The organism is Paucibacter aquatile (assembly GCF_002885975.1).
In the GTDB taxonomy this organism is placed as follows: Bacteria; Pseudomonadota; Gammaproteobacteria; order Burkholderiales; family Burkholderiaceae_C; genus Paucibacter_A; species Paucibacter_A aquatilis.
This window is the reverse complement of sequence record NZ_POSP01000003.1, coordinates 747,731-773,523: the sequence shown is the minus strand read 5'-3', so window position 1 is coordinate 773,523 and position 25,793 is coordinate 747,731. Positions and strand designations below refer to the sequence as shown.

Below are 25,793 nucleotides of genomic sequence, written 5' to 3'. Positions count from 1 at the left end.
CGCGGCCGGTCAAGAAGAAGGGAAGGGCGGCCTCGGCCGCCCTTTTCCATGGGCGCATGCCCCGGCGCACAGACCTCAGAGTTGCAAGACAAAGCGCGCCTCGAGTGGCAGCCTGGCGAGGGCCTGCCGCTGCCCTGGTCGCAGCAGCTGCGCCGCTTGTTCGTGCGCCAGGGCCTGGGCTTGCGCGGGCGTGCCGCGCAGCAGGGTGATCTGCAGCAGCCGGCCCTGGCGGCGCAGGATCAGGCGGGCTTGCGGCCAGGCCAAGGGCAGGCAGGGTTGCAGGCTGAAGTGGTTTGTGTCCAGCGCCAGGCCGAAGATGGATTCCAGCGCCGCCCGGTGCAACCAGGCGGCCGAGCCGGTGTACCAGCTCCAGCCGCCGCGGCCGGTGTAGGGCGGGGCGCTGTAGACATCGCCGGCCACGGCATAGGGCTCGGCGCCGTAGACCCGGCTCTGGCGCGGGTCGCTGGCGCGGTGGGCCGGGCTCAGGTAGCGGAAGTAGCGGTAGACGTTCTCGCTGGCGCGTGCGGCCTGGGCCTGCAGGGCTGCTGCCGCCAGCTGCTGGGGCTCGCCCTGGGCCAGCTCCAGCAGCTGGCGCGCCAGGCCGGCCTGGGCCATCAGCGCCCACACGCCGGCATGGGTGTACTGGCCGCCGTTCTCGCGCACACCGGGCGGGTAGGCCTGGATGTAGCCGGGGTTGTGGGCATGGTCGGAGCCGGCGGCCTCCGCTTCTGCAGCATCCTGCAGCGGCGGGTCCAGCAGGCGGATCAGGCCGGTGCTGCTGTCCACCAGCAAACCATCCATCGAGGCCAGGGCGCGTGCCTGCAGGCCCAGCGGCGCAGCGCCGGACAGCACGCTCCAGGCCTGGGCAATCAGGTCAATGCGGGCCGGGCCTTGGTCGGGCCTGTGTCCCTGGCCGCCCAGGGCCTGGCCATCGTCGAAGTAGGCGCGGGTGAACCAGGCCCCGCCCCAGGCCGTGCCCAGCAAGGCCTGCTGCCATCCCTGCGCCGCGTCCAGCCAGCGCTGCGCCCGCAGATGCTGGCCGCGCGCCTGTGCCAGTGGCGCAAAGTCCATCACCAGGCGCCAGAGCAGCCAGCCCAGCCAGACCGATTCGCCCTGGCCGCCCTGGCCCACGCGGTTCATGCCATCGTTCCAGTCGCCCGTGCCCATCAGGGGCAGGCCATGGCGGCCCACCCGCAGGCTGCGGTCGATGCTCAGCGCCGCATGTTCGTAGACGCTGGCCCGCTGCGTGCTGATGCCGGGTCGGGCGTAGCGGTCCTCGCCCAATTCGGGCGGCTCCACGCCGTTCAGGAAGGGCACGTTTTCGTCCAGCAAGCCCGCATCGCCGTTGATGCGCAGATGCTGCAGGCAGGCCAGGGGCAGCCAGAGCAGATCGTCCGAGCAATGGGTGCGCACGCCCGCGCCCAGCGGCGCATGCCACCAGTGCTGCACATCGCCCTCGGCGAACTGGCGGCTGGCGTGCAGCAGGATCTGCGCGCGCAGCAGCTCGGGCGCCGCCCAGGCCAGGGCCATGGCGTCCTGCAGATGGTCGCGAAAGCCGGTGGCGCCCCCGGCCTGGTAGAAGCCCGCCTTGGCCCACAGGCGGCAGGCCAGGGTCTGGTAGAGCAGCCAGCGGTTGACCAGGGCGTCGAACAGCGGGTCGGGTGTCTGCACCTCGCTGGCCTCCAGCAGGGCGTCCCAGCGCGCTCGCACCAGGCTCAGGCGCTGCAGCGGCGGCTGGCGCACGGCCTGGGCCAGCAGGCGTTGGGCCGCGGCCGGGCTGGCGGCATGGCCGAGCAGAAAGGTCTGCTCGCAGCGCGCGCCGGCCGCCAGGGTCCAGCGCCGGCTCAGCAGGGCGCAGGGGTCCAGGCCGGCGCCTTGCGCCTCGCCGCCATGCTGCGGCAGCTGCAGGCGGCCGCGGGCGTCGAAGCATTCGCGGCGGTCGCAGCTCCAGTCCAGGCGGTCCTCGGGGCCGGCCGTCCCAGGGGCCATGGGCAGCAGGGTCAGGAAGGCCGTGCTCTGGCCAAAGCCGGCCGAGCCCTCGCGCTGCGTGCACAGCAGTGCCAGGCCGCCATCCAGCTGCAGCATGCGGCTGTCGCAGCTCATGCGCTCGTTGCGCTGCGCGCCCATCAGCCATTCGACCAGGCCGATCAGGCGCAGGCGCCGGCTGCGCTCACCCGCGTTGTGCAGGCGCAGCTGCACCTGCTTGATGGCCTGGTCGGCATCGACACACCAGCGCAGGGTCCAGCTCAGGCTTCCGCGCTGCTGGCGCATCTCGGTCCAGCCCTGGCTGTGGCAGACCTGGGCCGGCGAGCCCTCGCCCCAGGCCGAGGGCGCCAGGCTCCAGACCTCCTGGCTGGCCTCGTCCTGCAGCAACCACCATTCGCCAGGGGTGTCGGCCACCGGGTCGTTGGACCAGGCGCTGAGCTGGTGCAGGCGGCTGTTCAGCGCCCAGCTGTAGCCGGCGCCGCTGTCCGAGACCTGGGCGCCAAAGCTCGGGTTGGCCAGCACATTGATCCAGGGCCGCTCGGGCCGCTGGCGCGCGCTGACCTCGAACTCGAAGCGCGCGCCGTCCGGGCTGAAGCGCCCCGGGTCGGCCGGCTGCCGCGCCGCGCTGCGGCACAGCGCCACGACCTCGGCGCCGCCGTCCTGGCGCTGCTGGCAGGCGGCCTCGAAGGCGGCGCTCCAGACCCGCACCTGGTGGTGCAAGGGCCGGCCATCGGCCTCCAGGCAGACGCTGGCCAGCGCGCGCAAGCTGCCCAGCTCGGTGGGGCTGACATCCTCGGCGCGCAGCAGGTGGAACTGGGTGCGGCTCGGGCCCGCGGCCTTGCCCTGGGTGTTGTGCGTGTTCTGCATCTGCGCCTGGGCGGCGCCTTCGGCGAGATGGCGTTCGCGCAGGGCCGCCAGCTCGCGCTGCAAGGCCATGTGGTAGGAGGCCGATTCGGCATTGATCACCACCAGATCGCAGGCCACGCCGGCCCAGGCCCAGAGGATCAGGGCCTGCGCCAGGCTGCGCAGCAGGCCCAGGCCTTCGATCACCCCGGCCTGCACGACGATCAGCGGCCGCTCGCCCGAGATGCCGAAGCGCCAGAGCAGGCTGCGATCGCAGCCCGGTGTGCCGTCCAGCAGCCCGCCCGCCGCCTCTTGCAGCTGCGGGCGGCTCAGGCTCAGCAGCAGCGCGCTGCTCAGGGTCTGCACGGCCGCCAGATTGGCCGGGCTGATGCGCAGGCTGCGCAGGCGGATGCCGCAGAGCGTGGCCGACATCAGCGAGGCGCGTTGCACATGGGCGGCCTGCCGGTACTTGTCGATCACCGCATGCAGCGTGCCGGCCTCGCGGCTGGCCGCGGTGGCAAAGGTCAGCATCAGCTTGCCTTGGGCCGGGATGCGCAGGCGCGCGGCCAGCACGCAGACCGGGTCCAGGCCGGTGTCCAGCACCACCGCCTCCTGCCCGGTGGGCACGGCGCGCAGCTGGCCGCGCGGGCGGCAGGCCGGCTGCAGGCGGCCGCGCCAGAGCTGGCGGTCGGTTTGCAGGGCCAGGCCGTGCAGGCCGCTCTCGGCGGCGGGGTTCTCGGGGCAGAGCTCGGTCAGGAAATGCGCCAGCAACAGCTCGGGCTCGCCCGGCAGGCGCGGCTTGCGCTGCAGCAGCAGGGCCTGCTGCGCGGCCTGCCACTGGGCGCGCAGAAACAGGTTGCTGAAAGCCGGGTGCGCCTCGTCGGCCCCGGCTTCAGCCAGGGTGGGCTCGAAGGCCGAAATCAGCTCCAGCTCCAGCGGCCGATCGCCCAGGTTGTGCAGCTCGACCTGGCGGAACTCGATGTCGTCCTCGGGGCTGACCCAGACGGTCAGCTGGCTGCTCAGGCCCGGCCAGTGCGCGCTCAGGCAGACGCGGTCGGGGTGGAAGCTGCAGCGGTAATCGGCCCGAGCATCGGGCGCGGGATGCTGGGTCAGCGAGACCAGGCGCTGCGGCTCGGCCGGGTCCAGGCCGCGCAGAAAGAGAAAGCTGCCGTACTCATCGCGCAAGGCATCGTCGCGCTGGCGGCTCAAGCCACTGCTGCCCAGCTGCGAAGCCCCGGCCCCGTTGGGCCGCAGGCTCAGGTGGTAGCGGCCGTTGGAGAGCAGCTGGCTGGGCTCGATGGCGGCCTCGCCCGGGTCCACCTCGCGCAGCAGGCCGCTGACGCGGCGCTCGAACACCGGCGCCGGCAGCAGGGCCACCGGCAGGCTCAGGCGCGGCAGCTCGCGCGGCGCGCGCTCGTGCAGCAGGGAGGCCACCGCCTCCAGCGGCGCATAGGCCATGCCCCAGCGCTGCACCTGGCCGTCCAGCAGCACATTGGCCAGGGCAGCGATGCTCATGCCCTGGTGGTGAGCCATGAAGGTCACCACCGGCACGCAGCCGGCCAGGCGGCGCTCGGGCAGGCCCGGGCCTTGCTCCTGGCCCTGGCGTGCCGGGCTGAAATCCAGCGCTTCGATGAAGCCGTAGCGGCCGCGCGCGGACAGCTCCTCCAGCAGGGCGAAGTTGCGGCAGGCCAGGCGCGGCTCCAGCTGCGCGGCCAGGGCGGTGGCGTAGGGCGCAATCACCAGCTCCTCGGGCGGCGTGCGGCGCAGGGCCAGGCGCGGCACGCCTTGCGGCGCGTACTGGTAGGCCAGGCTGTGGTCGCGCCCGGCATAGGCCGATTCCGAGATGCCCCAGGGCAGGCCGGTGCGGGCGCCGAAGGCGCGCTGCTCGGCAATCGCCGCGCGGCAGGCGCCGCGCAGGGCGCTGCCCACCGGCTCGTCCAGCATCAGGCTGGGCATCAGGTACTCGAACATCGAGCCCGACCAGGAGCGCAGGCCCGCGGCCAGGCCCGAGGCAAAGAAGGGCCGGCCCAGCGCCGCCCAGTGCCGCACGGGCACATCGCCCTTGGCCATGGCCAGCAGGCTGGTCAGGCGCGACTCCGAGGCCAGCAGGTCGTAGAAGCCGGCGTCCAGCTCCTGCTCGGCCACGCGGAAGCCGATGTGCAGCAGATGGCGCTTGGGGTGGTAGAGAAAACCGAAGTCGGGCTCGGCGGCGAGCGCTTCGCAGCGCTGGGCCAGGGCCAGCAACTGGGGGCTGGCCGTGGCCGTGCGGCCCTCGGCCTGCGCCTGAATGTCCTCCAGCGCCGAGCGCAGCAGGTTCAGGTGGTCGAGCAGCAGCCAGTTCAGCTGCTCGCGCGGGTCGCTGCTGAGTTCAAGCGGCGCCTCATGCGCGCCGGTGCTGCGGGCACGGCGCTGGGCCAGCTCGCTGGCCGCCTGCTCGAGCAGCAGCTCGAAGCCCGCCACATCGGCGCGCGCCTGGGCCAGCGGCGCCGGCAGCTCGATCAGCTCGCGCAGGCGGGGCCAGCTCGGTTCCCGGCCTTCACTCGCCAGCGGCCACAGCACTTGCAGCGGCTGCAGGCGCTGGCGTGAGTCTTCCAGCGCAGCTTCGGCGGGGCCGCTGGCCCAGGGGGCCAGCGCCAGACTGCGGCAGGCCTGGGCTACGGCCAGCAGATGGCCGCAGAGATTGCCGCTGTCCACGGTGGAGACATAACGCGGCAGCAGGGCGGTGCCAGTTTCGGTGTCGTACCAGTTCAGCCAATGACCGCGGTGGCGCTCCAGCGCGGCCAGGCTGTCCAGGGTGGCGCTGAGGCGGCGCATCAGCTCCTCGCTGCCGATCCAGCCGAACTGGCGGGCGCAGGCCACGCTCAGCAGGTAGAGGCCGATATTGGTGGGCGAGCTGCGGTGGGCCACCATCTCCTGCGGCAGCAGCTGCAGATTGTCGGGGGGCAGCTGCCGGTCTTGCGGGCCGACGCAGCGCTCGAAGAAGCGCCAGGTGTCGCGGGCAATGCCGCGCAGATAGCGCTGCTCGGCCCCATCCATGCGCTGCGATCGCCGCCCGGCCTGCAGCCAGCCGGGCCGGCTGGCCCAGGCCAGCCACAGCGGGCTGGCGGCCCAGAGCAGGCACAGGCCCAGGGCCAGGCGCGGTGCGCTGGCGGGCGCCAGGCTCAGGCCTGCGGCCAGCAGCAGGCCGGCCACGGTGACGCGGCGGTGCCGGGCCCAGATCGCTGTCCAGTGCGTGCCGCTGTGCAGCAGGGCCGCCTGTGCGGCGGCGGCCGTGGTCCATTGCAGCAGCAGGCGGTGGCTGTGGCCGCTGCGCCAGAGCGCGCGCACGATGGCATCCAGGGCCAGGGCGCTTTGCTCCAGCAGCAGGGCCAGCTGCCAGAGGCTGGCCAGCAGGGCCCGGGCCAGCTCGGCCCCGCCCTCGCGCAGGAAATGACCGAGGGCGATGCCGCTGCGGCTGGGCAGCAGGCCGGCCAGGGCACCCAGCAGCGGCCCGGCCAGATGGGCGGCCAGCACCAGAGCCAGGGCCGCGCCCGGTGCCAGCCAGAGCCCGGCCGGCAGGCCCAGGGCCAGCAGCAAGAGCAGCAGCGAGGCCGGCGCCACCAGGGAGCGGCGCAAGTTGTCGGCCAGCTTCCAGCGGTTCAGCCCACCCAGGCGCAGGGCCTGGCGGCTCCAGCGCTGCGGCATCAGGGCGGGCAGCAGAAACGGCAGCAGCTGCCAGTCACCGCGGATCCAGCGGTGCAGGCGCGAGGCGGCCACCTCGGCATGAAAGGGCGCATCCTCGACCAGGCTGATGTCGCTGACCGCGGCGCAGCGCGCCAGCGCACCTTCCAGCAGGTCGTGGCTCAAGACCTGACCCTCGGGCAGGCGGCCGTTCAGCACGGCCTGCAAGGCCTGCACATGGAGCAGGCCCTTGCCGCTGAAGCTGCCTTCGTCGAACAGGTCCTGGTAGGTCTCGGAGCTGGCCGAACCGTAGGGGTCGATGCCGCACTGGCCGGCAAACAGCCAGTGGTAGGGCGTGAAATCGCTGCGCGCCGGCAGCGGCGTGACCACGCGCGGCTGCAGGATGGCATAGCCGGCCAGCACGCGGCGCGGCTGCTCGGGCGTGGGGCCGGCCTCGCTCAGGCGCGGCTCGTTGCGCGGGTGGGCGGCCACGCCGACCAGCTCGCGCAGGCGGCCGGGCGGCATCTGGGTGTCGCTGTCCAGGGTCAGCAGGTGGTGGATGCCGGGCGCCGGCTGCGAGAGCCGGCCCAGCTCGACAAAGGGCGACACCGCCTCACCCGGGCAGGCCAGATGCTCGACCAGCTGCTCCAGCTTGCCGCGCTTGCGCTCCCAGCCCATCCAGCGCTGCTCGCTGTCGCTGAAGCGGCGCGGGCGGTGCAGCAGCAGAAAGCGCGCCGGGGCCTCGGGCGCTACCGGCGCGGCTCGGTTGAGCGCGCCGAGGGCGGCGACGGCGGCGCCGAGCAGGGCCTCGTCGCCCTCGCTGCTGGCCTGATCGGCATCGGCCCAATCACTGAGCAGGGCGAACTGCGCCTGCGGCTCGGGATTGGCCAGCTGGTGCAGGTGCAGGCGGTGGGCCAGAGCGGCGATGGTGGCCGCGTCGCTGAGCAGCACCGGCATCACCACCAGCACACGCTGGGCCGGTGGAATGCCGTCGGCCAGGGCCAGGCGGGGCAGCTCGGCCGGGCGCAGCGATTCGCTGAGCAGGCGGTTCATCAAGGCCAGGCAGGCCTCGGAGGCCGGCAGCAGCATCAGGGCCGCACAGGCCAGCAGGGCCGGCCAGGGCGCGGCCGCCAGCGAGGGCTCCAGCCACCAGAACATGGCCAGCACCGCGGCCGTGGCCAGGCCCAGGCTGCCGAGGTAGAGCGGCAGGGCACGGCGGCGCAGCACGGCGCGCAGGGCCAGGCCGGGCGATTCGCGCAGGCCCAGGGCCTGCAGCAGGGCCGGCCGGCCCTCGCCTTGCAGCCAGTGGCCGCAGGTCTGGGTGTGGGCCGCAGGAAGAACGACGCCGGCGCGTGGGCAGCGCATCACATCGAGCAGCAGCTGGGCCACGCCCAGTTCGCTGCGACCGCAGCGGCGCGCCAGCGCCTCGATGGCATGCAGGGTCTGGTCGCGGGTGCGGCTGTGCTCGGCGGCAAAGCTCTCGCAGCCCAGCAGCAGCTGCATCAGCGGGCTGCTGCGGGCGATGATCTCGGGCCAATCGGCCTCGCCGATCACGCGCAGGGAATGCACGGCATTGCTGACGCTGAGGTTGTCGGCCGTCTGCTCGGCCGCTTGTTGCAGCTGGGCGGCGGCCGGGTCGGGCAGGGCTTGCAGAAGCCAGGCGCGGCGGGCCTGGCTGGCCAGAGGCGCAGCCGCATCCAGCGGCTCGGCACGGTGCAGCAGGCGCTGGGCCATCTGCGCCAGAAAGGGTTGGTCCAGGCCGCGCTGCTGCAGGGCGGCGCGCTGGGCTTCCAGCGTGGCCACATCGAGCTCGGCCATCCGGTCACAGGCCTGGTTGGCCAGCTCACGCGCGGCCTTCTGGCCGGCCACGCGCTCGGCCAGGCGGCGCAGGTTCTCGATCAGCACCACGCGCAAGGTGGTGGGCAGGGCCCAGATCTCGCCCAGATTGAGCGGCCGCACGCCTTGGTAGGCACACAGGAAATGGACCAGCAGGTCTTCATCGAAGGCGCCGTCGGTGTGGGCGATGCAGGCCCAGGCCACGCCGTAAACGCGCGGCAGGCCGGCCAGCGGCTCTTCGCTGAGCACGGGCAGGGCGCGGAAGTAGCGCCGCGGCAGGCCTTGCTGCACCTCTTGCAGCTGGGCCTCGATCAGGTGGAAGTTGTCGAGCAGCCATTCGGCCGCCGGGCTGATGTCGAAGCCGGTGCTGGCCTGGCGGGCCAGGAAGCGGTGGGCCTGGCGCAGGCTGTCGATATTGCTGCGCAGGCGCGGCACAAAGGTCTGGCCGCGCCGCTGTTCGCGGGCCGCGCGCACCCGGTGGGTGGCGGCCAGGCTGCGGCCATGCTGGGCAAAGCGCTGCTGGCCAAAGATTTCCGCGCGGATGGGCGCCAGCATGCGGCCCTGCCGGGGGTCGAGCAGGGCGTGCAGCAGCTCCATCGCTCAGCGCCAGGCTTGGTAGAGCAGGGCGGCCAGGGCGGCCAACAGCAGGGCACTGGTGACGCTGCGGCGGCTGACAAAGCCCACCAGGGCATCGGCGCCGCAACGCAGGGCGAACAAGCGCCCGCGCAGGGCCCGGCACAGGCCCAGATGGGCGCCCAGGGCGGCGGCGCTGGCCGCGGAATCGTCGCCACGACCTGGCGGGGCCAGGCGGTCTTGCGCGCGGGCTGGGTTCGGGGCGGTGAAGACGGGCAGGCTGGGGTTCATGCGCGACTCCGATCTCAGCGCGGGCTGCTGTTGTTGTTGTTGCCGCTGCTATTGCTCACGCCGCTGCTGTTGACCTCGGCCTGCACCTCCACCTCGACCCGGCGGTCGGGTTGCAGGCAGCGCAGCAGGGCCGCAGACTTGTGCTCGCCCTTGCAGTCGCCTGCTCGCGTCACCGGCATCGATTCGCTCTTGCCCAGGGCGCTGATCTTGCTGGCCTCGATGCCGCCAGGGTTGATCAGATAGGCCTTGACCGCATCGGCGCGCTGCTGCGACAGGGTCTGGTTGTAGTCGCTGCTGCCGAGGCGGTCGGTGTGGCCCTCGACCGTGACGAGCTGGAAGCTGCTGCCCTTGAGCTCGGCCGCCAGGGCATCGAGCGCCCGCGCGCCCTCGGGGCGAATCTGGGCCTCGTCAAAGCCGAACAGCGATTCGGCCGAGAAGCTGAGGCGCCGCGGTGGGATGGGGATGCCGGCCGCAGTTGGCGGCAGCAGCATCGGTGTGGCCACCGGCTCGGGCGGCGGCGGCGCGGCGGCCATCACCGCGGCGGGCGGGCTGTAGCTGGGCGCCACGCTGCTCATGCGCGGAGCCGGTGTGGGCGAGCGGCCGAAGGGGAAGACCAGGCTCAGCGACACCAGGTTGACGGGGATGTGATAGCCCAAGGCATTGCGCACCCGATAACGCTCCGCTTCGGCGCGCACGGCCATGCCGCCCGGGTTCCATTCCAGACCGGCGCCGAGCTTCATATTGGTGTCGCGGCGGCTGGGGTCATAGCTGTTCAGTGCGGCGGCACCGCTGCCGTCGAAATGGGTGCGGGTGCGGTTGAACTGCGTGCCGATGCGGCCCAGCAGCGACCATTGATCGCTCATCGGCAGCTTGCCGACCAGATCGAGGTTGATGCCTTTCAGGTCGAAGCGGCCGTTGACCGTGCCGGCCGGTGTGGTGCTGGCATCGATATTGAATCGGCCGAGCTGGAAGTAGCCGGCCTCGACCGCCCAGTAGCGGTTCATCTGGTAGCCGAGAAAGAGCTTGTAAGCCGTGTCACGCTCGTCGCGCGAGATGCTGGTGGCGGTGACGCCAGCGGGCAGCACCACGCCGAGGGCGCGTTCGGCATCGAGCTTGGCCCGCGCCTGGCCGGCACCGAAGCCGCCGTACATATACGGCTCATCGGACTGTGCCCAGGCGGGCAGGGCCAGCAAGGGCAGGAGGCCGATCACGCTGCAAAGCCCCGCTCTCGCCAGGCCTTGCATGAGCGGACGAGCCGTCGCCCGAACTGAGGTGCGGCTGCTGCGGAGTTGTGTGCCATGCGACATGGTGATCCTTGTGGAGTGAAGACGGGGCAGGGAGCCAAAGCGCCCTGAAAGACTGCGAACTTTCAGTCTCAGCGGCTTTGCCTCAGGGGTCTGTACGCTGGCGTACCGCAGCGCTGTGGCGTGCCTCCGGCGCGGCAGGCTTGGGCGGGGCCGATCCAGCGGGCGCCGAGCCGCGCGCGCGCAGATGGCTGCCCAAGGCCCGGTCCCAGAAGCTGCTGCTGACGCCGTAGCAGCGTGAAGCGCCGCCCTGGTGATGCAGGGCATGCCAGCGTGCACGCCGGGCCAGCCAATCGCCCGGTGCTCGCTCGGCCGCCAGCCCTTGATGCACGGCATGGTGGATGGCCGAGTACATCAGGTAGCCGCTCAAGACCCCCAGCAGCAGCAGACCGCTGAGCCAGGCGCCCAGCAGCAGCCACAGCGGCGCAAACACCAGCGTGGCAAACAGGCTGGCGCTGAGCCAGGTGGGCAGGCCCACATGGGCTTGTGGCAAGGCATGGTGCAGGGCGTGCCAGCGCTGGAAGGGCTGCAGGCCATGCAGCACAAAGCGGTGGGTCAGGTACTCCAGCAGCGACCACAGCAGCAGGCCCAGCATGAACAGGCCCAGCACCCGCGCTGCAGATTGCGGCTGCCAGCTTGGCGCTGCGGCGTTCAGCCACAGGGCGGCCGCCAGGCCGGCGATGGCCAGGGCGTAGAAGGCCAGATCGGCCAGGCAGGCGCGCCGGCTTTGGCGCAAGGTGATCAGGGGCATGGGATTCCTTGGCAAGGACGAGGACAGGAGGCGTGGCCTGTTGGCCGCCCGGCCCAGGCTAAAGGCCGGAGGTGCCTGCGCTCTGTGCGCCTGCGCACCGATGGGGCATGGGGTGCAGCGGATGCGTTTGGACGCAGGCGTTGGGCTTGGCCCTTGTGTACGCTGGCGAACATACCGGCCAGGCTCGGCTGCCTATAGTCGGGCGAACGCCCGGCACGCCAGACCCTGGCTGCTGATGGCGTTCGGCGCAGGAGTGAGCTCTGCGCACCACCACAGGGAGCTGCGATGCCACACACGATGGACCCGAAGAAGAACCACCTGCTGGCCGCTTTGCCCGAGGCCGAATGGCTGCGCTGCCGAGGATTTCTGGAACCGGTGGACCTGCCCCTGGGCCAGGTGCTGTACGAATCGGGCCGGCCCATGAGCCATGTCTATTTCCCCTGCAATGCCATCGTCTCCCTGCTGTTCGTGATGGAGAACGGCGCCTCGGCCGAGATCGCTGTGGTGGGCAATGAAGGCATCGTCGGCATCTCGCTCTTCATGGGCGGCGGCTCTACGCCCAGCCGCGCGGTGGTGCAGAGCGCAGGCCTGGGCTACCGCATGCGCGCCGGCGCGCTGACCGAGGAGTTCAACCGAAGCGGTCCGCTGATGCATCTGCTGCTGCGCTACACCCAGGCCTTGATCACTCAGATGGCCCAGACGGCCGCCTGCAACCGACATCACAGCCTGGATCAGCAGCTCTGCCGCTGGCTGCTCTTGAGTCTGGACCGCTTGCAGGGTGATGAGCTGGTCATGACCCAGGAGCTGATCGCCAACATGCTGGGTGTGCGCCGCGAGGGCGTCACCGAGGCTGCGCTCAAGCTGCAGAAGCTGGGCCTGATCCGCTATGCGCGCGGTCACATCTCGGTGCTGGACCGTGCCGGTCTGGAGCAGCGCAGCTGCGAGTGTTACGGCGTGGTCAAGAAGGAATACGACCGCCTGTTGCCCGAGCGCCGCGCGACCTGAGGCAGGAGGGCTTGTGCTGGCGCAGGCTCGCATGTGCGCTTGCAGACAGAACAAGCCGTGTACCGGCCTCAGGCTGGAAGGAGCAGCGCTGCCGACCCGGCGGTGCAACCGAAAGCTGCCGTGAACTTGATGACACCGCCAGTTTCTGCTCCTCTGCTTGAGGGCGCAGCCCTTCCGCCCATGCAGAACCGCCTGATCGCCGCACTGCCCGCAGCGCGAAGAGCCAGCCTTCTGGCTTTGTGCGAGCCCGTGCATTTGCAGCTGTCGCAACGCCTGTGCGAGGCAGGGGAGGAGACCCGTTACGTCTTCTTTCCGCTGGATGCCTTCATCTCCTTGCTGGCCCGCATCGATGAGCACCCAAGCCTGGAAATGGGCATGGTGGGCCGTGAGGGCATGCTGGGCCTGCAGCTGATCCTCGGCGTCAGCCGGGCCCCGCTGGGCGCCATGGTGCAAGGTGAGGGCCGGGCCTGGCGCTTGGGCGCGTCGGCCTTTCGGGCCGAGCTCTTGCGCAGCCTGCCGCTGCGCCTGCTGCTGCAACGCTACCTCTACGTACGCCTGGCCCAGCTGGCCAGCGCCGCCGGCTGCCTGCGCTTCCACCAGATCGGCCCGCGCCTGGCGCGCTGGTTGCTGATGAGCCAGGATCGCGCCGGCCATGCCCAGCTGGCGGTGACGCAGGAGTTCCTGGCCTTCATGCTGGGCGTGCGGCGCGTGGGTGTGACCCAAGCGGCCGGCGCCATGCAGCGCAGCGGCCTGATCCGCTACCACCGTGGCCTGCTCACGGTGCTGGACCGGGCCGGTCTTGAAGCCGCTGCGTGCAGCTGTTATGCCTGCGACCAGCGCCACTATGCCGCCCAGTTTCCGGCGCTCAACGTGCGTCGGCGCACAGATTCAAGCGGCGCTCGCGCCTAAGGTGGGGTGGATTCTTCACCCCACCGGAGCCTCCGCATGTACCCCACTCCCACCCCTGTCCACAACACCCAGGGTGCCCTGGCGCACCGCGGCGCCGCGCTGCAAACCCCGACCGATCTGCACCCCAACGCCACCCGTGACCTGTCGGCCAGCCTCAACGGCGTGCTGGCCGATGTGTTTGCGCTCTACCTCAAAACCAAGAACTTTCATTGGCATATGAGTGGCCCGCATTTCCGCGACTACCACCTGATGCTGGACGAGCAATCGCTGGAGCTCTTGGCCATGACCGACCCGCTGGCCGAGCGCATTCGCAAGCTCGGCGGCTCCACCTTGCGCTCCATCGGCCACATCACCCGCAGCCAGCGACTGCTGGACAACGACGCGCCCTTTGTCGAGCCGGCCGACATGCTGGCCGAACTTTGCGAGGACAACAAGACGCTGAGCCAATGGCTGCGACAGGGCCATGAACTGTGCGTCGAGCATCGCGACCTGGCCACGGCCAGCCTGATCGAAACCTGGATCGACGCCGGCGAGCGCCGCACCTGGTTTCTGTTCGAGTCGGGTCGGCATGGCGACAGCAGCGGCCATTGATGATGGCCCCAGTCTCCAGCCCTTCGAACCCTGCCACCGGAGAACTGCCATGACGCTGAATCTCACACCCCTGCGCCCACTCCCGCGCCCACCCCCGTTCCGCCGCATCGCTCGGGCAGCTTGCCTGGGCCTGCTGGCCCTCAGTGCCGCCCTGGGGCCGGCCCAGGCTCAGCCCGGGGGCGAACGTGGCCGCGGCGAAGCGCAAGGCCGGGACCGGCAGGAGCGCCAGCAGCGTGAGGAGCGCCGACGGCTTGACGATCGCCAGGAACGCCGCCAAGGGCGACATGCTCGCGATGAGCCGGGAGACCGGGGGCAGTCTCACGGCCGTGGCGAGGCCCGCGGCGCCGGCCCCGACCATGCCTACTACCGCGGCAGCCGTCTGCCGCGCGAGTACCGTGGCCCTCGCTATGTGGTGGAGGACTGGCGCGGCCACCGGCTCAGCGCGCCGCCGCGCGGCTACCACTGGGTGCAGTCGGGCGGTGACTACCTGCTGGTGGCCGTTGCCACCGGGGTGATCCTGCAGCTGTTGCTCCAGCAGCAATAGCCGCAGTGGCTGGGCGGGTCGCGGTGGCGGCCAAGCGCCCGCGCCCTGTTCTTGCTATGCTGCCTCGCGCCAAGTTCAGGGGCTGCCGCCACCCGGCAGCCGTGCCAGCCCAGAAACGCAGTGAGCCCGCAGCATGAGCCAGTTCCGTCTTCATATCAACGGTGAAGTCCGCCAGGTCGATGTGGCGCCCGACACGCCCCTGCTCTGGGTGCTGCGCGACAGCCTGGACCTGGCCGGCACCAAATACGGCTGCGGCGTCGGTGCCTGTGGTGCCTGCACCGTGCACCTCAACGGCGTGCCCACTCGCTCCTGCATGACGCCGGTGGCCACCGTCGGTTTGAAGAAGGTGTTGACCATCGAAGGCCTGGATGCCCAGGCCCGCCATCCCCTGCAACAGGCCTGGGTGGAGCTGGACGTGCCGCAATGCGGCTACTGCCAGGCCGGCCAGATCATGACGGCCGCGGCCCTGCTGAAAGAGAACCCCAAACCCAGCGACGCCGACATCGACGGCGCCATGTCCGGCAACCTCTGCCGCTGTGCCACCTACCTGCGCATTCGCGCGGGCATCCACCGTGCCGCCGAGATTGCGGCTGTGCCCGTCAAATCTCCGGTGTCCCGCAAGACCAAGCCGCAAGCGAAGGAGGGCGTATGAGCCGCGCCGCCCTGGTGAACCCCTGCCGCCGCCGTTTCCTCGGCCAGAGCGGCGCCGGTCTGGTGCTGGCGCTCAGCGGCTCGACCGTGGCCCTGGCGCAAAGTGCCAAGCCCGCAGCGGCCCAGGCGTTCAAGCCCAGCGCCTTCATCAGCATCTCGCCCGAGGGCGTGGTGACGCTGATCTCCAAGCAGCCCGAGATCGGCCAGGGCATCAAGACTTCGCTGCCCATGGTGATTGCCGAAGAGCTGTCGGTGAATTGGCGCGATGTGAAGATCGTGCAGGGCGATCTGGACCCCATCTACGGCAGCCAGGGCGCGGGCGGCTCCACCTCCACGCCCACCAACTACCAGGACTTCCTGCGCCTGGGCGCCACCGCCCGCACGCTCCTGGTTCAAGCGGCGGCGCAGCGCTGGGGCGTGCCGGTGGCGGATTGCCAGGCGCGCGACTCCTTCGTCCACCACCGGCCCACGGGCCGCAAGCTGGGCTATGGCGAGCTGGCCAGCCTGGCCGCCACGCTGCCCCTGCCCGATGCCGCCAGCGTGCAGCTCAAGGACCCCAAGGACTACCAGCTGCTGGGCCAGCGCATCGGCGGCGTGGACAACGCCAGCCTGGTGCGCGGCGCGCCGCTGTTTGGCATCGACGTCAAGCTGCCCGGCATGCTGTACGCGGTGTACGAGAAGTGCCCGGCCTTCGGCGGCAAGGTGATCAGCGCCAATCTGGCGGCGGTCAAGGCGCTGCCCGGCGTGCGCGATGCCTTTGTGATCGAGGGCACCAGCAATCTCAACGGCCTGATGCCCGGCGTGGCCATCGTGGCCGAGACGACCTGGGCGGCCTTCAGCGCCCGCAAGCAGCTGCGTGTGCAGTGGGACGAGGGCGCCGTGGCCACGCAGAGCTGGGACGGCTTTGCCGCCCAGGCCGCGGCCCTGCGCGGCAAGCCCGGCGCCAGCAGCCTGCGCCGTGACGGCGATGTCGAGCAGGCCTTGCGGGCCAGCGGCGCCAAGGTGGTGGAGGCCAGCTACAGCTATCCCTTCATCTCGCACGCCAGCATGGAGCCGCAGAATTGCACCGCATGGTGGAAGCCAGAGAGTGCCAGCCTGGAACTCTGGGCCCCGACCCAGAACCCGGCCTCGGGTCAGAACCTGGTGGCCAACACCCTGAATATCCCTAGGGAAAAAATCAGCCTGCACATCACGCGCAGCGGCGGCGGCTTCGGGCGGCGCCTGAGTTCGGACTTCATCGTCGAGGCGGCCGCCATCGCCCAGCGCGTGGCCGCGCCGGTCAAGCTCTGCTGGAGCCGCGAAGATGATCTGCGCCACGACCATTTCCGCCCGGGTGGCTTCCACCATCTGCGTGGCGCCGTCGATGCGCAAGGCCGGGTCAGTGCCTGGCACAACCATTTCGTCACCTTCGCCAACCGGGTGCAGCGCGAGGGCCAGTCAGTGCTGCAGCCGGGCAGCGGCGGCAGCCTGTCGGGCGACGAGTTCCCCGGCCGCTGGCTGCCCAACATCCTCCTCGAGCAGACCGCGCTGGAATGCGGCGTGCCCATGGGCCCCTGGCGGGCGCCGGGCAGCTGCGTGTTCGCCTGGGTGTTCCACAGCTTTATCGATGAGCTGGCCCATGCGGCTGGGCGCGACCCGCTGGAGATGCGTCTGGAGCTGCTCGGCGATCGCGACATCGTGCCGCCCAGCAATGAGCGCGGCCAGCCTTATCACGCCGGCCGCATGCGCGCCGTGCTGCTGGAGGTGGCGGCCAAGTCCGGTTGGGGGAAGAAAAAGTTCCCGCGCGGCCAGGGCCAGGGCATGGCCTTCCACTTCAGCCACCGCGGTTACATCGCCGAGGTGGCCGAGGTGACGGTCAGCAAGAGCGGCCAGCTCAAGGTCGACCGCGTGGTGGTGGTGTCCGATATCGGCCGCCAAATCGTCAATCTCAGCGGTGCCGAGAACCAGGTAGAGGGCTCGGTGCTGGACGGCCTGGGCACGCTGATGCATGCCCAGCTCGACCTGCAGCGGGGCCGCATCGTGCAGGGCAATCTGGGCGAGTACCCGCTCTTGCGCATGCATGAATCGCCGACCCGGGTCGATGTGCATTTCCTGCGCAGCGACCATCCGGTCACCGGCCTGGGTGAGCCGGCCCTGCCGCCGCTGGCGCCGGCCGTGTGCAATGCCATCTTTGCAGCAACCGGCCACCGTGTGCGTCAGCTGCCGCTGAGCTTGAGCGATCTGAGCTGGTCCTGAGCCCGGCAGCCCTCGCTTGCGGCGGTGTTGTCTGCACGGCCCAAGCGAGCGGTATGTTCGCAAGCGCACCGAGGCTGGGTGCGCGCCGGCGTAGTCTGAAGGTGGAGCGACATCCCGTGCGCTGCCCTCGCATCCACACAGACCCGGAGCCTCCCATGAGTTTGTCCACCATTTTGTTGATCGTCCTGATCCTGATGCTGATCGGCGCTGCGCCGACTTGGCCGCACAGCCGGGGCTGGGGCTATCTGCCCAGCGGCGGGCTGGGCTTGATCCTGCTCGTTGTGCTGGTCCTGATGCTGCTGGGTCGCATCTGAGCCTGCTTGCCTGCGCCTTTGAATGCCGCAGCACGCAACAAGGAGGAGGCCGCCCATGAAACCCGCTGATTCCCAAGAGGGGCAAAGCTGGCTGAACCCGCCACCGCGGGCCTTGCATGCCCACCCCATCAGCCCGACCCAGGACAGCAGCCATGGCCTGGTGCTGGATCCCAGCGCCGGCGATGTGTCCCTGGCCGACTGGAGCGTCTTGCTCGACGCCGTCAAGCAGCGCCTGCGCGCCAGCGTCAGCACGGCGCATGGCGGCGATGGCTGCGCATCGACCCATCAGGCCGACCCGCCAGCCCGGCAACTGGCCGAGCCACAAGCCTTGCGGCGCACCGTGCTGGAATGCGTGCAGGCCCTGGATCAGCTGCACAGCACCTTGCTGCACGAGCTGGCGCGGCGGCTGCAACTGGAGCTGCAGGTCTTTGATGGCCAGGTGGCGCTGGCCCAGGCGCAGGCAGAGCTGGGCGGGCGCACCTCGCTGGGCGCCAGCGCGACGCCGGCGGACCCTGCGGCCCCTGCGGCCCAGCGCACGCCGGCCGGCCCCGATGCCTTCAGCCGCAGCCGCCACCTGGCCTTGCACGACCCCTTGACCGATCTGCCCAACCGCCGTTTCTTCCTGGAGCGCCTGGCCCATGGCCTGGTGCACCGGCGCAGCGAGCAGCCCTGCATCGCGGTCTTCAGTTTCTGCGTGGAGGGCTTTGCCGCCATCGAGGCCGAACACGGCCCCGAGTTCGGCCAGGCCTTGCTCAAGGTGGTGGCGGCGCGCTGGAGCCGGGTGCTGCGGCCCGAGGACATGCTGGCCCGGCTCGACGGAGCCCATTTCGCCTGCCTGCGCCTGAACCAGGGTGGCGACGCCCAGGCCTTGAGCTTGGCCTCGAGCAAGCTCTTGCTGGCCCTGGCCGGGCCGGTGCGGCTGGCGCCTTTGACCGTGCCGCTGCGCTTGAGCCTGGGCATGGCGCAAAGCCTGGCCGGCGCGGATGAGGCCCTGGCCTTGCTTGATCGGGCGGAGGCGGCGCGACTGGCCGCGCGGGCGGCGCACGACGAGGCGGCGGCTTCATGAAGCTGGCCGCTGCGCACTCAGCCCGCCGGCAAGCGCACCTGCAAGCGGCAGCCCTGACCGGCCGGCGCATGCAGCAGCAGCCGGCCCTGCTCGGCCTCGATGCGCAAGCGCATGGCCAGCAGGCCAAAGGAGGCGCTGCGCGCGGGCGCGCTGCCGCTGAAGCCGCGGCCATCGTCCTGCACGCTGAGCTCCACCCAGGACGGCTCGGGCGCCGCCGCGGCCAGGGTCAGCAGCCGCACCTCCAGGCGCTGCGCGGCTGCATGCTGGGCCACATTGCTGAGGGCTTGCTGCAGTGCGCGGTAGAGCACCAGCTGGCGCGCCGGGCTCAGCGTGACCGGCTGCAAGGCACTGCACAGCTGCAGGCCGCTGCTGTCGGCAAAGTCCTGGCACAGGCCCTGCAGCGCCGGCAAGAGGCCGAGGTGGATCAGGGCCGAGGGCCGCAGGTCTTCGATGATGCGGCGCTTCAGTGCAATGACGCTGTTCAGGGTGGCACTCAGGTGATCGAGCCGCTCCAGCGCCACGGCGGCATCGGGCGGCTGCTGGCGCAGCCGGGCCTGGATGCGCGCGGTGTCCAGCTTGGCCGAGGTCAGCAGGGCGCCCAGCTCGTCGTGCAGATCAGCGGCCAGGCGCTGGCGTTCGTCTTCGCGCGCGCTTTGCAGATGCAGGCTCAGCTCGGCCAGTTGGGCGGTGCGCTGCTGCACCAGGGCTTCCAGCTGGGCCAGGCGTCGCTGGGCGCGGGTCTTCATGGGGCAGGCCTTCGGGTGGCGCGGTGCGCCGAGGGGCGGTGCATGGAACAAGGCAACAGGGGCTCCTTGCGATGATCCATATCGTCATCGTGGACGATCATGCCGTTGTGCGGGCGGGTCTGCGCCAGTATTTTTCCGAGCAGGCCGATTTCTGCGTGGTGGCCGAGGCCTCCCAGGGCCGCGAAGCCCTGGCGCTGCTGCGCGCTGCCGAGCAGACCGGCATGGCCATCGACGTGATGCTGCTGGACATCGCCATGCCCGATCAGAGCGGCGTCGATGCCTTGCAGGCCATCCGCGCCCGCGCGCCCAGCTTGCCGGTCCTGATCTTCAGTGGCTTCCCCGAGACCCAGTACGCCAGCCTCTTGCTGCGCCAGGGTGCCAGCGGCTATCTGAGCAAGGACTGCGAACCCGAGGCCCTTCTGCAGGCCATCCGCACGCTCAGCCGCGGCCGGCGCTACATCAGCGCGGCCGTGGCCGAGCAGCTGGCCGATGGCCTGGCGGCCGGTGGCGTGGATGCCGCCCAGGCGCATCAGCAGCTGTCCGAGCGCGAGCTGCAGGTCTTTCTGCGCCTGGCCGCCGGCCAGACCGTGGGCCAGCTGGCCCCGGCCCTGTGCCTCAGCGTCAAGACGGTCAGCACCTACCGCAGCCGGGTGATGGACAAGATGGGCCTGAGCAGCAACAGCGAGCTCACGCATTACGCCTTGCGTCACGGCTTGATCCTGTGAGGGCCGGGTCCAGCTGCGGCAGCAGCTGGGGCGGCAGGCCGCGCAGGTAGAGGATCAGCGCATCGATCTCGCCGGACTTGTCGAAGATGCGGTCGGCGCCCAGTTCCAGGCAGCTGCGCTGGATCTCCGGCGTGGCGTAGTTGCTGAGCACCACCAGGCGGCGCGGCAGATCGGGTGGCGGCAGGCGCTGCACCGCGCGCAGCAGGCCCAGGCCCGAGCCGCCCTTGAGAAAGATGTCGATCAGCAGCAGATCGACATGATGGCCGGGCAGGGCCAGCCAGCGCAGGGCCGCGGCCTCGCTGTCGGCCACGCCGAGCACGCGCAGCGGCAGCAGCTCTTCCAGCGTGGCGATCAGCTCCGCTTGCAGCAGCGGGCTGTCTTCGACGAGAAAGGCCTTGAGTTCAAGCATGGGGCCCAGTGTCGGGCGCCGGCGAGGCCGGCGCCATCGGAGAAGCCGGTGAGGGCGTGTCAGACAAGGCCTACAGCCGAGGTGTGGCTGGCGGCCTGTAGGCCAGGGCCTACGCGGGCTCGCGGTGTCGTCCGCTGGTGGCCGATCTGCGGCCCGCCCACACTGGCCCTGGCCCGAGCCGCAAGCCCTGAGTGGCGCGTCGCGGTTCATGTTTCAACGCAGCCCATCAAGGAAGACCCACCATGAAGAAACTCAACACCTCCATCGCCTCATCTCTGTTCCAGCACAGCGCGCTGGGCCTGCTGCTGGCGGCCCTGCCGCTGAGCAGCGCCTGGGCCATGAGCAAGGCCGAGAACGCCGATGCGCGCAGCCGCATCGAGAGCAGCTACAAGACCGATCGCGCGGCCTGCAATGCCATGGCACACAACGCCAAGGACATCTGCATCGAGGAAGCCAAGGCCAAGGAAAAGGTCGCCCTGGCCGAGCAGGAGTTCGCCTTCAGCGGCACGCTGGCCGACCAGCGCAAGGTCGGCGTGGCCAAGGCCGAATCGGCCTATGCCGTGGCCAAGGAGCGTTGTGACGACAAGTCCGGCAACGACAAGGATGTCTGCGTCAAGGAAGCCAAGGCCGTCGAGACCAAGGCCCTGGCCGACCTGACCCTGGCCAAGAAGGTCGGTGAAGCCGTCACCGAGGCCAAGGACGACAAGCGCGATGCCAATTACAAGGTCGCGACCGAGAAGTGCGATGCCATGGCCGGCACGGCCAAGGACAACTGCGTCGCCCAGGCCAAGCTCAAGTACGGCAAGAGCTGAGCCAGGGAGGGGCGGGAGGGATCAGCTGGATCCATCCCGCCAGGCCTGGGCCAGTGCGCGCACGGCCGGGGCGATCTCGGCCGTGGGCACGCTGGCAAAGCCCAGCACCAGGCCCGCTTGCTGGCTGTGCGCCGGCAGGCCGCCCATTTGCGCCAGCGCGCCCAGCTCGATGCCGGCGCGCCGCGCCCGTTCGGCCAGGCGCGTCTCCTCCGTGCGGTCGGCCAGGGGCAGAAAGGCCTGCAGCCCAGCCGGCACCGGCTGCAGGCGGTGCTGCGGGTGCAGGGGCAGCAGCTCCTGGGCCCAGGCCTGCAGCAGGGCGTCGCGCCGCTCGCGTGCGGCCCGCCGCATGCGCCGCACATGGCGCAGAAAATGCCCCTCGGCCATGAACTCGGCCAGCACCGCCTGATCGGCGATCGAGGCCTGGCGGTCCAGTACCGAGCGCAGGCGCGCCAGCGTCGGCAGCCAGGCCGCCGGCGCCACCAGATAGCCCAGGCGCAGGCCCGGGAACAGCAGCTTGGAGAAGCTGCCCACATACAGCGTGCGCGCATCCGACTCGCCCTCCAGCGAAGCCAGAGGCGCCAGAGGCACGCCGCTGAAGCGGTACTCGCCGTCGTAATCGTCCTCCAGCACGTAGGCATCGTTCTGGCGCGCCCAGGCCAGCAGCTCCAGGCGCCGTTGCGCACTCATCACCACCCCGGTCGGATACTGGTGCGAGGGCGTGGTGTAGACCAGGCGCAGCCGCCCCAGGGCCTGCAGTGAGCCGATGCGCAGGCCCTGGCCATCCAGCGGCACCGGCAGCACCTGCGCGCCGCTCAGCCCTAGGGCCGCAGCGGCAGCGCGGTAGCCGGGGGACTCCATGCCCACCCGGTCGCCCGAGCGCAGCAGGGCCAGGGCGGCCATGGCAATCGCCTGCTGCGAGCCGGCCGTCACCAGCACCTGATCGGCGCGGCAGTGCAAGCCGCGCGAGTGGCTCAGATAGCCGGCGATCAGCTCGCGCAGGCGCGGCAGGCCGGCTGCATCCTCGTAGCTCAAGGAGGCCCGAGGGCCGGGCCGCGCTTGCGCGCGCCAGAAGCGGGCCTGCAAGCGCGACCAGAGCGCGTGGGGGAAGAGATCCAGCGCCGGCAGGCCGTGGCGAAAGGCCCGGCCCGGGCCTTGCACGACAGGGCTGGGCTGGTAGTCCTGCAGGCGCAGCCAGAGCGGGCTGTCGGGCGTACGCGGACTCGCGGCGCGGCTTGGGGTCGTGGGAGAGGCGGATGACGACGGCGCGGCCAGATCGCTGACATAACTGCCAGCCCCCATGCGCGAGCGGATGAAGCCCTCGCTCTCCAGCTGCTCGTAGGCCCGCAGCACCGTGTTGCGCGACACCGCCAGGGCCTGGGCCAGGGCGCGGCTGGTCGGCAGGCGTGCGCCGGGTGCCAGCTGGGCCTGCAGGATGCGGGCCTTGATCTGGCCGTGGATCTGCTGGCTCAGGCCGGGCGCCGCGTCATTTCCGGCGCCAGCCTCGCCCAGCAGCTGCATGCCGGTCGGGTCCAGTGCCAGGGCGGCTTGTGGCGGCTGTCGCTTGGAAATTGGTTCCATCATTTTTTTGAAAAGTGGCTCTTTGATGGTACCAAGCGGCGCCCTATGCTGAGCGCCATGTACCAACCTGCCCATTTCCGCTGCGAAGAGTTCGCTCAAGCCCGCCGCTTCATGGCCGAGCAGCCCCTGGCCCTCTTGGTCGGCCCCGATCCCCGGGGCGAGAGCTTTGGCAGCCATCTGCCGCTGAGCCTGCTGGAGCTGCCCGCGGACGGGCAGGGTCAGCCGGCCTGGTGTCTGGAAGGCCATATGGCCCGCGCCAACCCGCACTGGGCCTGGCTGGCCGGGCTGCTGCAGGCAGGAGGCCCGCAGGTGCTGGCGGTGTTCAGCGGCCCCGGCGCCTATGTCTCGCCGCACCACTACGAGAGCCTGCAGAACGTGCCGACCTGGAACTACATGGCCGTGCATGTCTACGGTGAGCTGGAGCTGGTGGACGAGGTCCAGGCCAAGGACGCCCTGCTCAAGCGCCTGATCACCTCGCACGAGCCGGCCTATGCCGAGCAATGGCGCGGCCTCTCACCCGATTACCAGCAACGCTTGCTGGGCGCCATCGTCGGCTTTCGCCTGCACATCCGGCGCTGGGAGGCCAAGTTCAAGCTGAGCCAGAACCGCAGCGCCGCCGAGCGCCAGCGCATCCGTGCCGCCTGGAGCGAAGGCGGCCATCCGCGCGAGCAAGAGCTGGCGGCCTGGATGGAGCGGCTGGGCCTGTGAGACACCGATCAACCCACCCACTGACACAGCAGATGCAAGCTGAACCGCAACAACTTCAAGTCCCAGTGCCGCCGGACATCGCCCCGATGCAGATTCAGCCGGTGCGCCTGCAAGGCCGCGAGGTCTGCCTGGAGCCTCTGGACCTCGATCAACACCTGCCGGGCTTGTGTGCCGTGGGCCTGGACCCCGAGCTCTGGCAGTGGGTGCCCACCCAGGTGCGCAGCGAAGCGCAGATGCGGGCGTACGTGGAGACGGCACTGCAGGAGCAGGCGCGCGGCAGCTCGCTGCCCTTTGCCATCCGCTCCCTGGCCGAGGACCGGGTGATCGGCTGCACCCGCTTCGGCAATATCTCACCGCGCGACCATAGACTGGAGATCGGCTGGACCTGGCTGGGCCGCGCCTGGCAGCGCAGCGGCGCCAACACCGAAGCCAAGACCTTGCTGCTGACCCATGCCTTCGAGACCCTGGGCGCCTGGCGGGTGGAGCTCAAGACCGATGCGCTCAATGCCAGATCGCGCGCTGCCATCGCCCGCATCGGCGCACAGCAAGAGGGCATCTTGCGCCGCCACACCCTGACCGACACCGGCCGTGTGCGCGACACCGTCTACTTCTCGGTGCTCGATCACGAGTGGCCGGCCGTGAAAGCGCGGCTGCAAGCGATGCTGCGCTGACCGGTGCCCCCGGCTCAGGGGCTGAGGCGGGCAGGCAATGCAGGGTCAGACCGGAGCCGCTGGGGCGGTGGCGGGTGTTAGGGTGCAGGCCTGAAAGTCGTGGTGCATCCTTGTGCAGTGCTGTGCTGTGCAGTGCTGTGTTGCGCTTCGGTCCATCCATCCACATTCCAGCTGGCGTCCCCGCTCGACGGTCGGGTCAGCCTTTGCTGACCCTTGCTGCCCCTTCCCATGAGCACCGCTGCCAAGGCCTTGGTTGATTCCGAGCGCCGCTTGCTTCACCCCTCGTTCTTCATGTTCCTGATCGCGCCGTTTGGCGCGACCACCGGCTACACCGCGGTCTGCCTGGCCTATCTGCTGACCCAGGCCCAGGTGGGGGCCGAGTCGGTGGCTGGCTTGCTGGCCCTGGCCTATCTGCCGCAGACCTGGAAGTTCCTCTGGGCCCCAGTGGTGGACCTGAGCCTGAGCCGCAAGACCTGGTATGTGCTGGGCCTGGTGGGCATCGTGCTGTCCATGCTGCTGGTGGGCAGCAGCCCGCTGAGTGCCGCCTCCATGACCCGGCTGACGATCTGGGTGCTGGTGATGGGCACGGCCTCGACCTTTCTGGCCATGGCGGTGGACAGCCTGATGGCGCATCAGACGCCCGAGCATGCCAAGGGCCGCGCTGCCGGCTGGTTCCAGGCCGGCAATCTCGGCGGTGGTGGCCTGGGCGGCGGTGCGGCCCTGTGGCTGATCCAGTCCGGTGGGCTCTCGCCCCAGATGGGCGCAGCGGCCCTGGCCGGCCTGTGCGTGCTCTGCGCCTGGCCGATTTTCTGGGTGTCGGAGGGCAGCGAGCCGGCCGCCGAGCAAGCCGAGGGCGCGGCACCGGCGCGCATCGGCGAGCGCTTGCGTGAAACCTGGGCCGATCTCTGGGCCGTGGTCCGCTCGCGCAATGGCGCCCTGGCCATGCTGCTGGTCTTCCTGCCGCTGGGCACCGGCTCGATGGCAAATATGTACTCCATCATGGCGACCGAGTGGCAGGCCTCGGCCAACACCGTGGCCCTGGTCACCGGCACGGTGGCCGGCCTGCTCTCGGCCCTGGGTTGCCTGGTCGGCGGCTACATCTGCGACCGCATGAATCGGCAGATGGCCTATGTGCTATTCGGCCTGCTGCTGGCGGGCGCCAGTGTGGCCATGGCGGTGGCGCCGCACACCGAGTGGCATTTCGTGCTCTGGACCAGCCTCTACTCCCTGATCACGGGCCTGTGCTACGCCGGCTTTTCGGCCGTGACGCTGGAGGCCATCGGCAAGGGCGCTGCCGCCACCAAGTACAACCTCATGGCCTCGCTCTCCAACACCCCGATCGGCTGGACCACGGCGCTGTACGGCTGGGTGTTTGCGCAGTTCGGCGGCCGCCTGACCTTGCTGGCCGAGCTGGCGCTGACGATTCCTGCCGCGTTGCTCTTCGTCTGGGTGTTCCGCAGGAGCCGGGCTCGCGCTGCAGCCATGCTCTGAGCTGCGTGCGTGCTTCACGCAGCAAGGCCGAAAGCCGCGCTGCCAGGGGCAGAGCGGCTCGGTCTCGAGCCGAGGATGACGCGAGTGCGCTGGT

20 protein-coding genes are annotated in these 25,793 nt (G+C 70.6%); 13 read left to right on the top strand and 7 right to left on the bottom strand.

Going from position 1 to position 25,793, the window contains the following annotated elements; translation table 11 throughout:
• Nucleotides 1-75: 75 nt before the first annotated feature.
• From C1O66_RS24270 to C1O66_RS06585, 4 genes are all read right to left on the bottom strand, one after another.
• Nucleotides 76-8,922, bottom strand: a complete 8,847-nt coding sequence (locus tag C1O66_RS24270) for a GH36-type glycosyl hydrolase domain-containing protein (RefSeq protein ID WP_243392723.1) — start codon at nucleotides 8,920-8,922, stop codon at nucleotides 76-78.
• Between the two features lie 3 nt (nucleotides 8,923-8,925).
• Nucleotides 8,926-9,189 carry a hypothetical protein gene (locus C1O66_RS06595; protein ID WP_102767151.1) on the bottom strand — a complete coding sequence of 88 codons (264 nt, stop codon included), beginning with the start codon at nucleotides 9,187-9,189 and terminating at the stop codon, nucleotides 8,926-8,928.
• Nucleotides 9,190-9,203: 14 nt separating this feature from the next.
• The gene (locus tag C1O66_RS06590) at nucleotides 9,204-10,400 is read right to left on the bottom strand and encodes an OmpA family protein (RefSeq protein WP_165794511.1); all 1,197 of its coding nucleotides are present in this window, start codon (nucleotides 10,398-10,400) and stop codon (nucleotides 9,204-9,206) included.
• 178 nt (nucleotides 10,401-10,578) lie between these two features.
• Nucleotides 10,579-11,244, bottom strand: a complete 666-nt coding sequence (locus C1O66_RS06585; RefSeq protein ID WP_102767149.1) for a sterol desaturase family protein — start codon at nucleotides 11,242-11,244, stop codon at nucleotides 10,579-10,581.
• 285 nt (nucleotides 11,245-11,529) lie between these two features.
• Between C1O66_RS06585 and C1O66_RS06580 the strand changes: the two genes are divergently transcribed.
• From C1O66_RS06580 to C1O66_RS06545, 8 genes are all read left to right on the top strand, one after another.
• Nucleotides 11,530-12,249 (top strand): Crp/Fnr family transcriptional regulator, encoded by a 720-nt coding sequence (locus tag C1O66_RS06580; RefSeq protein WP_102767148.1) that lies wholly within the window; start codon nucleotides 11,530-11,532, stop codon nucleotides 12,247-12,249.
• Between the two features lie 180 nt (nucleotides 12,250-12,429).
• Nucleotides 12,430-13,158 (top strand): Crp/Fnr family transcriptional regulator, encoded by a 729-nt coding sequence (locus tag C1O66_RS06575; RefSeq protein WP_165794510.1) that lies wholly within the window; start codon nucleotides 12,430-12,432, stop codon nucleotides 13,156-13,158.
• A gap of 36 nt (nucleotides 13,159-13,194) precedes the next feature.
• Entirely contained in the window at nucleotides 13,195-13,749 is a 555-nt protein-coding gene (locus C1O66_RS06570) for a Dps family protein (protein ID WP_102767147.1), read from the top strand.
• Between the two features lie 49 nt (nucleotides 13,750-13,798).
• A complete protein-coding gene (locus C1O66_RS06565; RefSeq protein WP_102767146.1) occupies nucleotides 13,799-14,293 on the top strand; it encodes an RcnB family protein in 495 nt (164 codons plus the stop codon).
• Between the two features lie 133 nt (nucleotides 14,294-14,426).
• A complete protein-coding gene (locus C1O66_RS06560) occupies nucleotides 14,427-14,945 on the top strand; it encodes a (2Fe-2S)-binding protein (RefSeq protein ID WP_102767145.1) in 519 nt (172 codons plus the stop codon).
• Nucleotides 14,942-17,179 carry a xanthine dehydrogenase family protein molybdopterin-binding subunit gene (locus C1O66_RS06555; protein WP_102767144.1) on the top strand — a complete coding sequence of 746 codons (2,238 nt, stop codon included), beginning with the start codon at nucleotides 14,942-14,944 and terminating at the stop codon, nucleotides 17,177-17,179. The genes C1O66_RS06560 and C1O66_RS06555 overlap by 4 nt, the downstream gene beginning before the upstream one ends.
• A 155-nt stretch (nucleotides 17,180-17,334) precedes the next feature.
• On the top strand, nucleotides 17,335-17,493 hold the full coding sequence (locus C1O66_RS06550) for a DUF3309 family protein (protein ID WP_102767143.1): 159 nt from the start codon (nucleotides 17,335-17,337) through the stop codon (nucleotides 17,491-17,493).
• A 55-nt stretch (nucleotides 17,494-17,548) separates the two neighbouring features.
• Nucleotides 17,549-18,559, top strand: coding sequence for a GGDEF domain-containing protein (locus tag C1O66_RS06545; RefSeq protein WP_102767142.1), 1,011 nt, complete (start codon nucleotides 17,549-17,551; stop codon nucleotides 18,557-18,559).
• A gap of 17 nt (nucleotides 18,560-18,576) precedes the next feature.
• On the opposite strand, the gene C1O66_RS06540 is transcribed toward C1O66_RS06545, so the two are convergent.
• Nucleotides 18,577-19,305 (bottom strand): sensor histidine kinase, encoded by a 729-nt coding sequence (locus tag C1O66_RS06540; RefSeq protein WP_102767141.1) that lies wholly within the window; start codon nucleotides 19,303-19,305, stop codon nucleotides 18,577-18,579.
• Between the two features lie 71 nt (nucleotides 19,306-19,376).
• Between C1O66_RS06540 and C1O66_RS06535 the strand changes: the two genes are divergently transcribed.
• A complete protein-coding gene (locus C1O66_RS06535; RefSeq protein WP_102767140.1) occupies nucleotides 19,377-20,030 on the top strand; it encodes a response regulator in 654 nt (217 codons plus the stop codon).
• Here C1O66_RS06535 and C1O66_RS06530 read toward each other — a convergent pair.
• Nucleotides 19,993-20,439, bottom strand: a complete 447-nt coding sequence (locus C1O66_RS06530; protein ID WP_102767139.1) for a response regulator — start codon at nucleotides 20,437-20,439, stop codon at nucleotides 19,993-19,995. The genes C1O66_RS06535 and C1O66_RS06530 overlap by 38 nt on opposite strands.
• Before the next feature lie 242 nt (nucleotides 20,440-20,681).
• On the opposite strand from C1O66_RS06530, the gene C1O66_RS06525 reads away from it, so the two are divergent.
• A complete protein-coding gene (locus C1O66_RS06525) occupies nucleotides 20,682-21,251 on the top strand; it encodes a hypothetical protein (protein WP_102767138.1) in 570 nt (189 codons plus the stop codon).
• 21 nt (nucleotides 21,252-21,272) lie between these two features.
• Here the strand turns inward: C1O66_RS06525 and pdxR are convergent, their stop codons facing one another.
• On the bottom strand, nucleotides 21,273-22,832 hold the full coding sequence (gene pdxR, locus C1O66_RS06520; protein ID WP_207795911.1) for a MocR-like pyridoxine biosynthesis transcription factor PdxR: 1,560 nt from the start codon (nucleotides 22,830-22,832) through the stop codon (nucleotides 21,273-21,275).
• A gap of 54 nt (nucleotides 22,833-22,886) precedes the next feature.
• Here pdxR and C1O66_RS06515 point away from each other — a divergent pair, with 54 nt between their 5' ends.
• The 3 genes from C1O66_RS06515 (at nucleotide 22,887) to C1O66_RS06505 (ending at nucleotide 25,699) form a co-directional block, all read left to right on the top strand.
• Entirely contained in the window at nucleotides 22,887-23,537 is a 651-nt protein-coding gene (locus C1O66_RS06515; protein ID WP_102769503.1) for an FMN-binding negative transcriptional regulator, read from the top strand.
• An 86-nt stretch (nucleotides 23,538-23,623) separates the two neighbouring features.
• The gene (locus tag C1O66_RS06510; protein ID WP_102767136.1) at nucleotides 23,624-24,208 is read left to right on the top strand and encodes a GNAT family N-acetyltransferase; all 585 of its coding nucleotides are present in this window, start codon (nucleotides 23,624-23,626) and stop codon (nucleotides 24,206-24,208) included.
• A gap of 228 nt (nucleotides 24,209-24,436) precedes the next feature.
• Nucleotides 24,437-25,699, top strand: a complete 1,263-nt coding sequence (locus C1O66_RS06505; RefSeq protein WP_102767135.1) for an MFS transporter — start codon at nucleotides 24,437-24,439, stop codon at nucleotides 25,697-25,699.
• The last annotated feature ends 94 nt before the right edge of the window (nucleotides 25,700-25,793 follow it).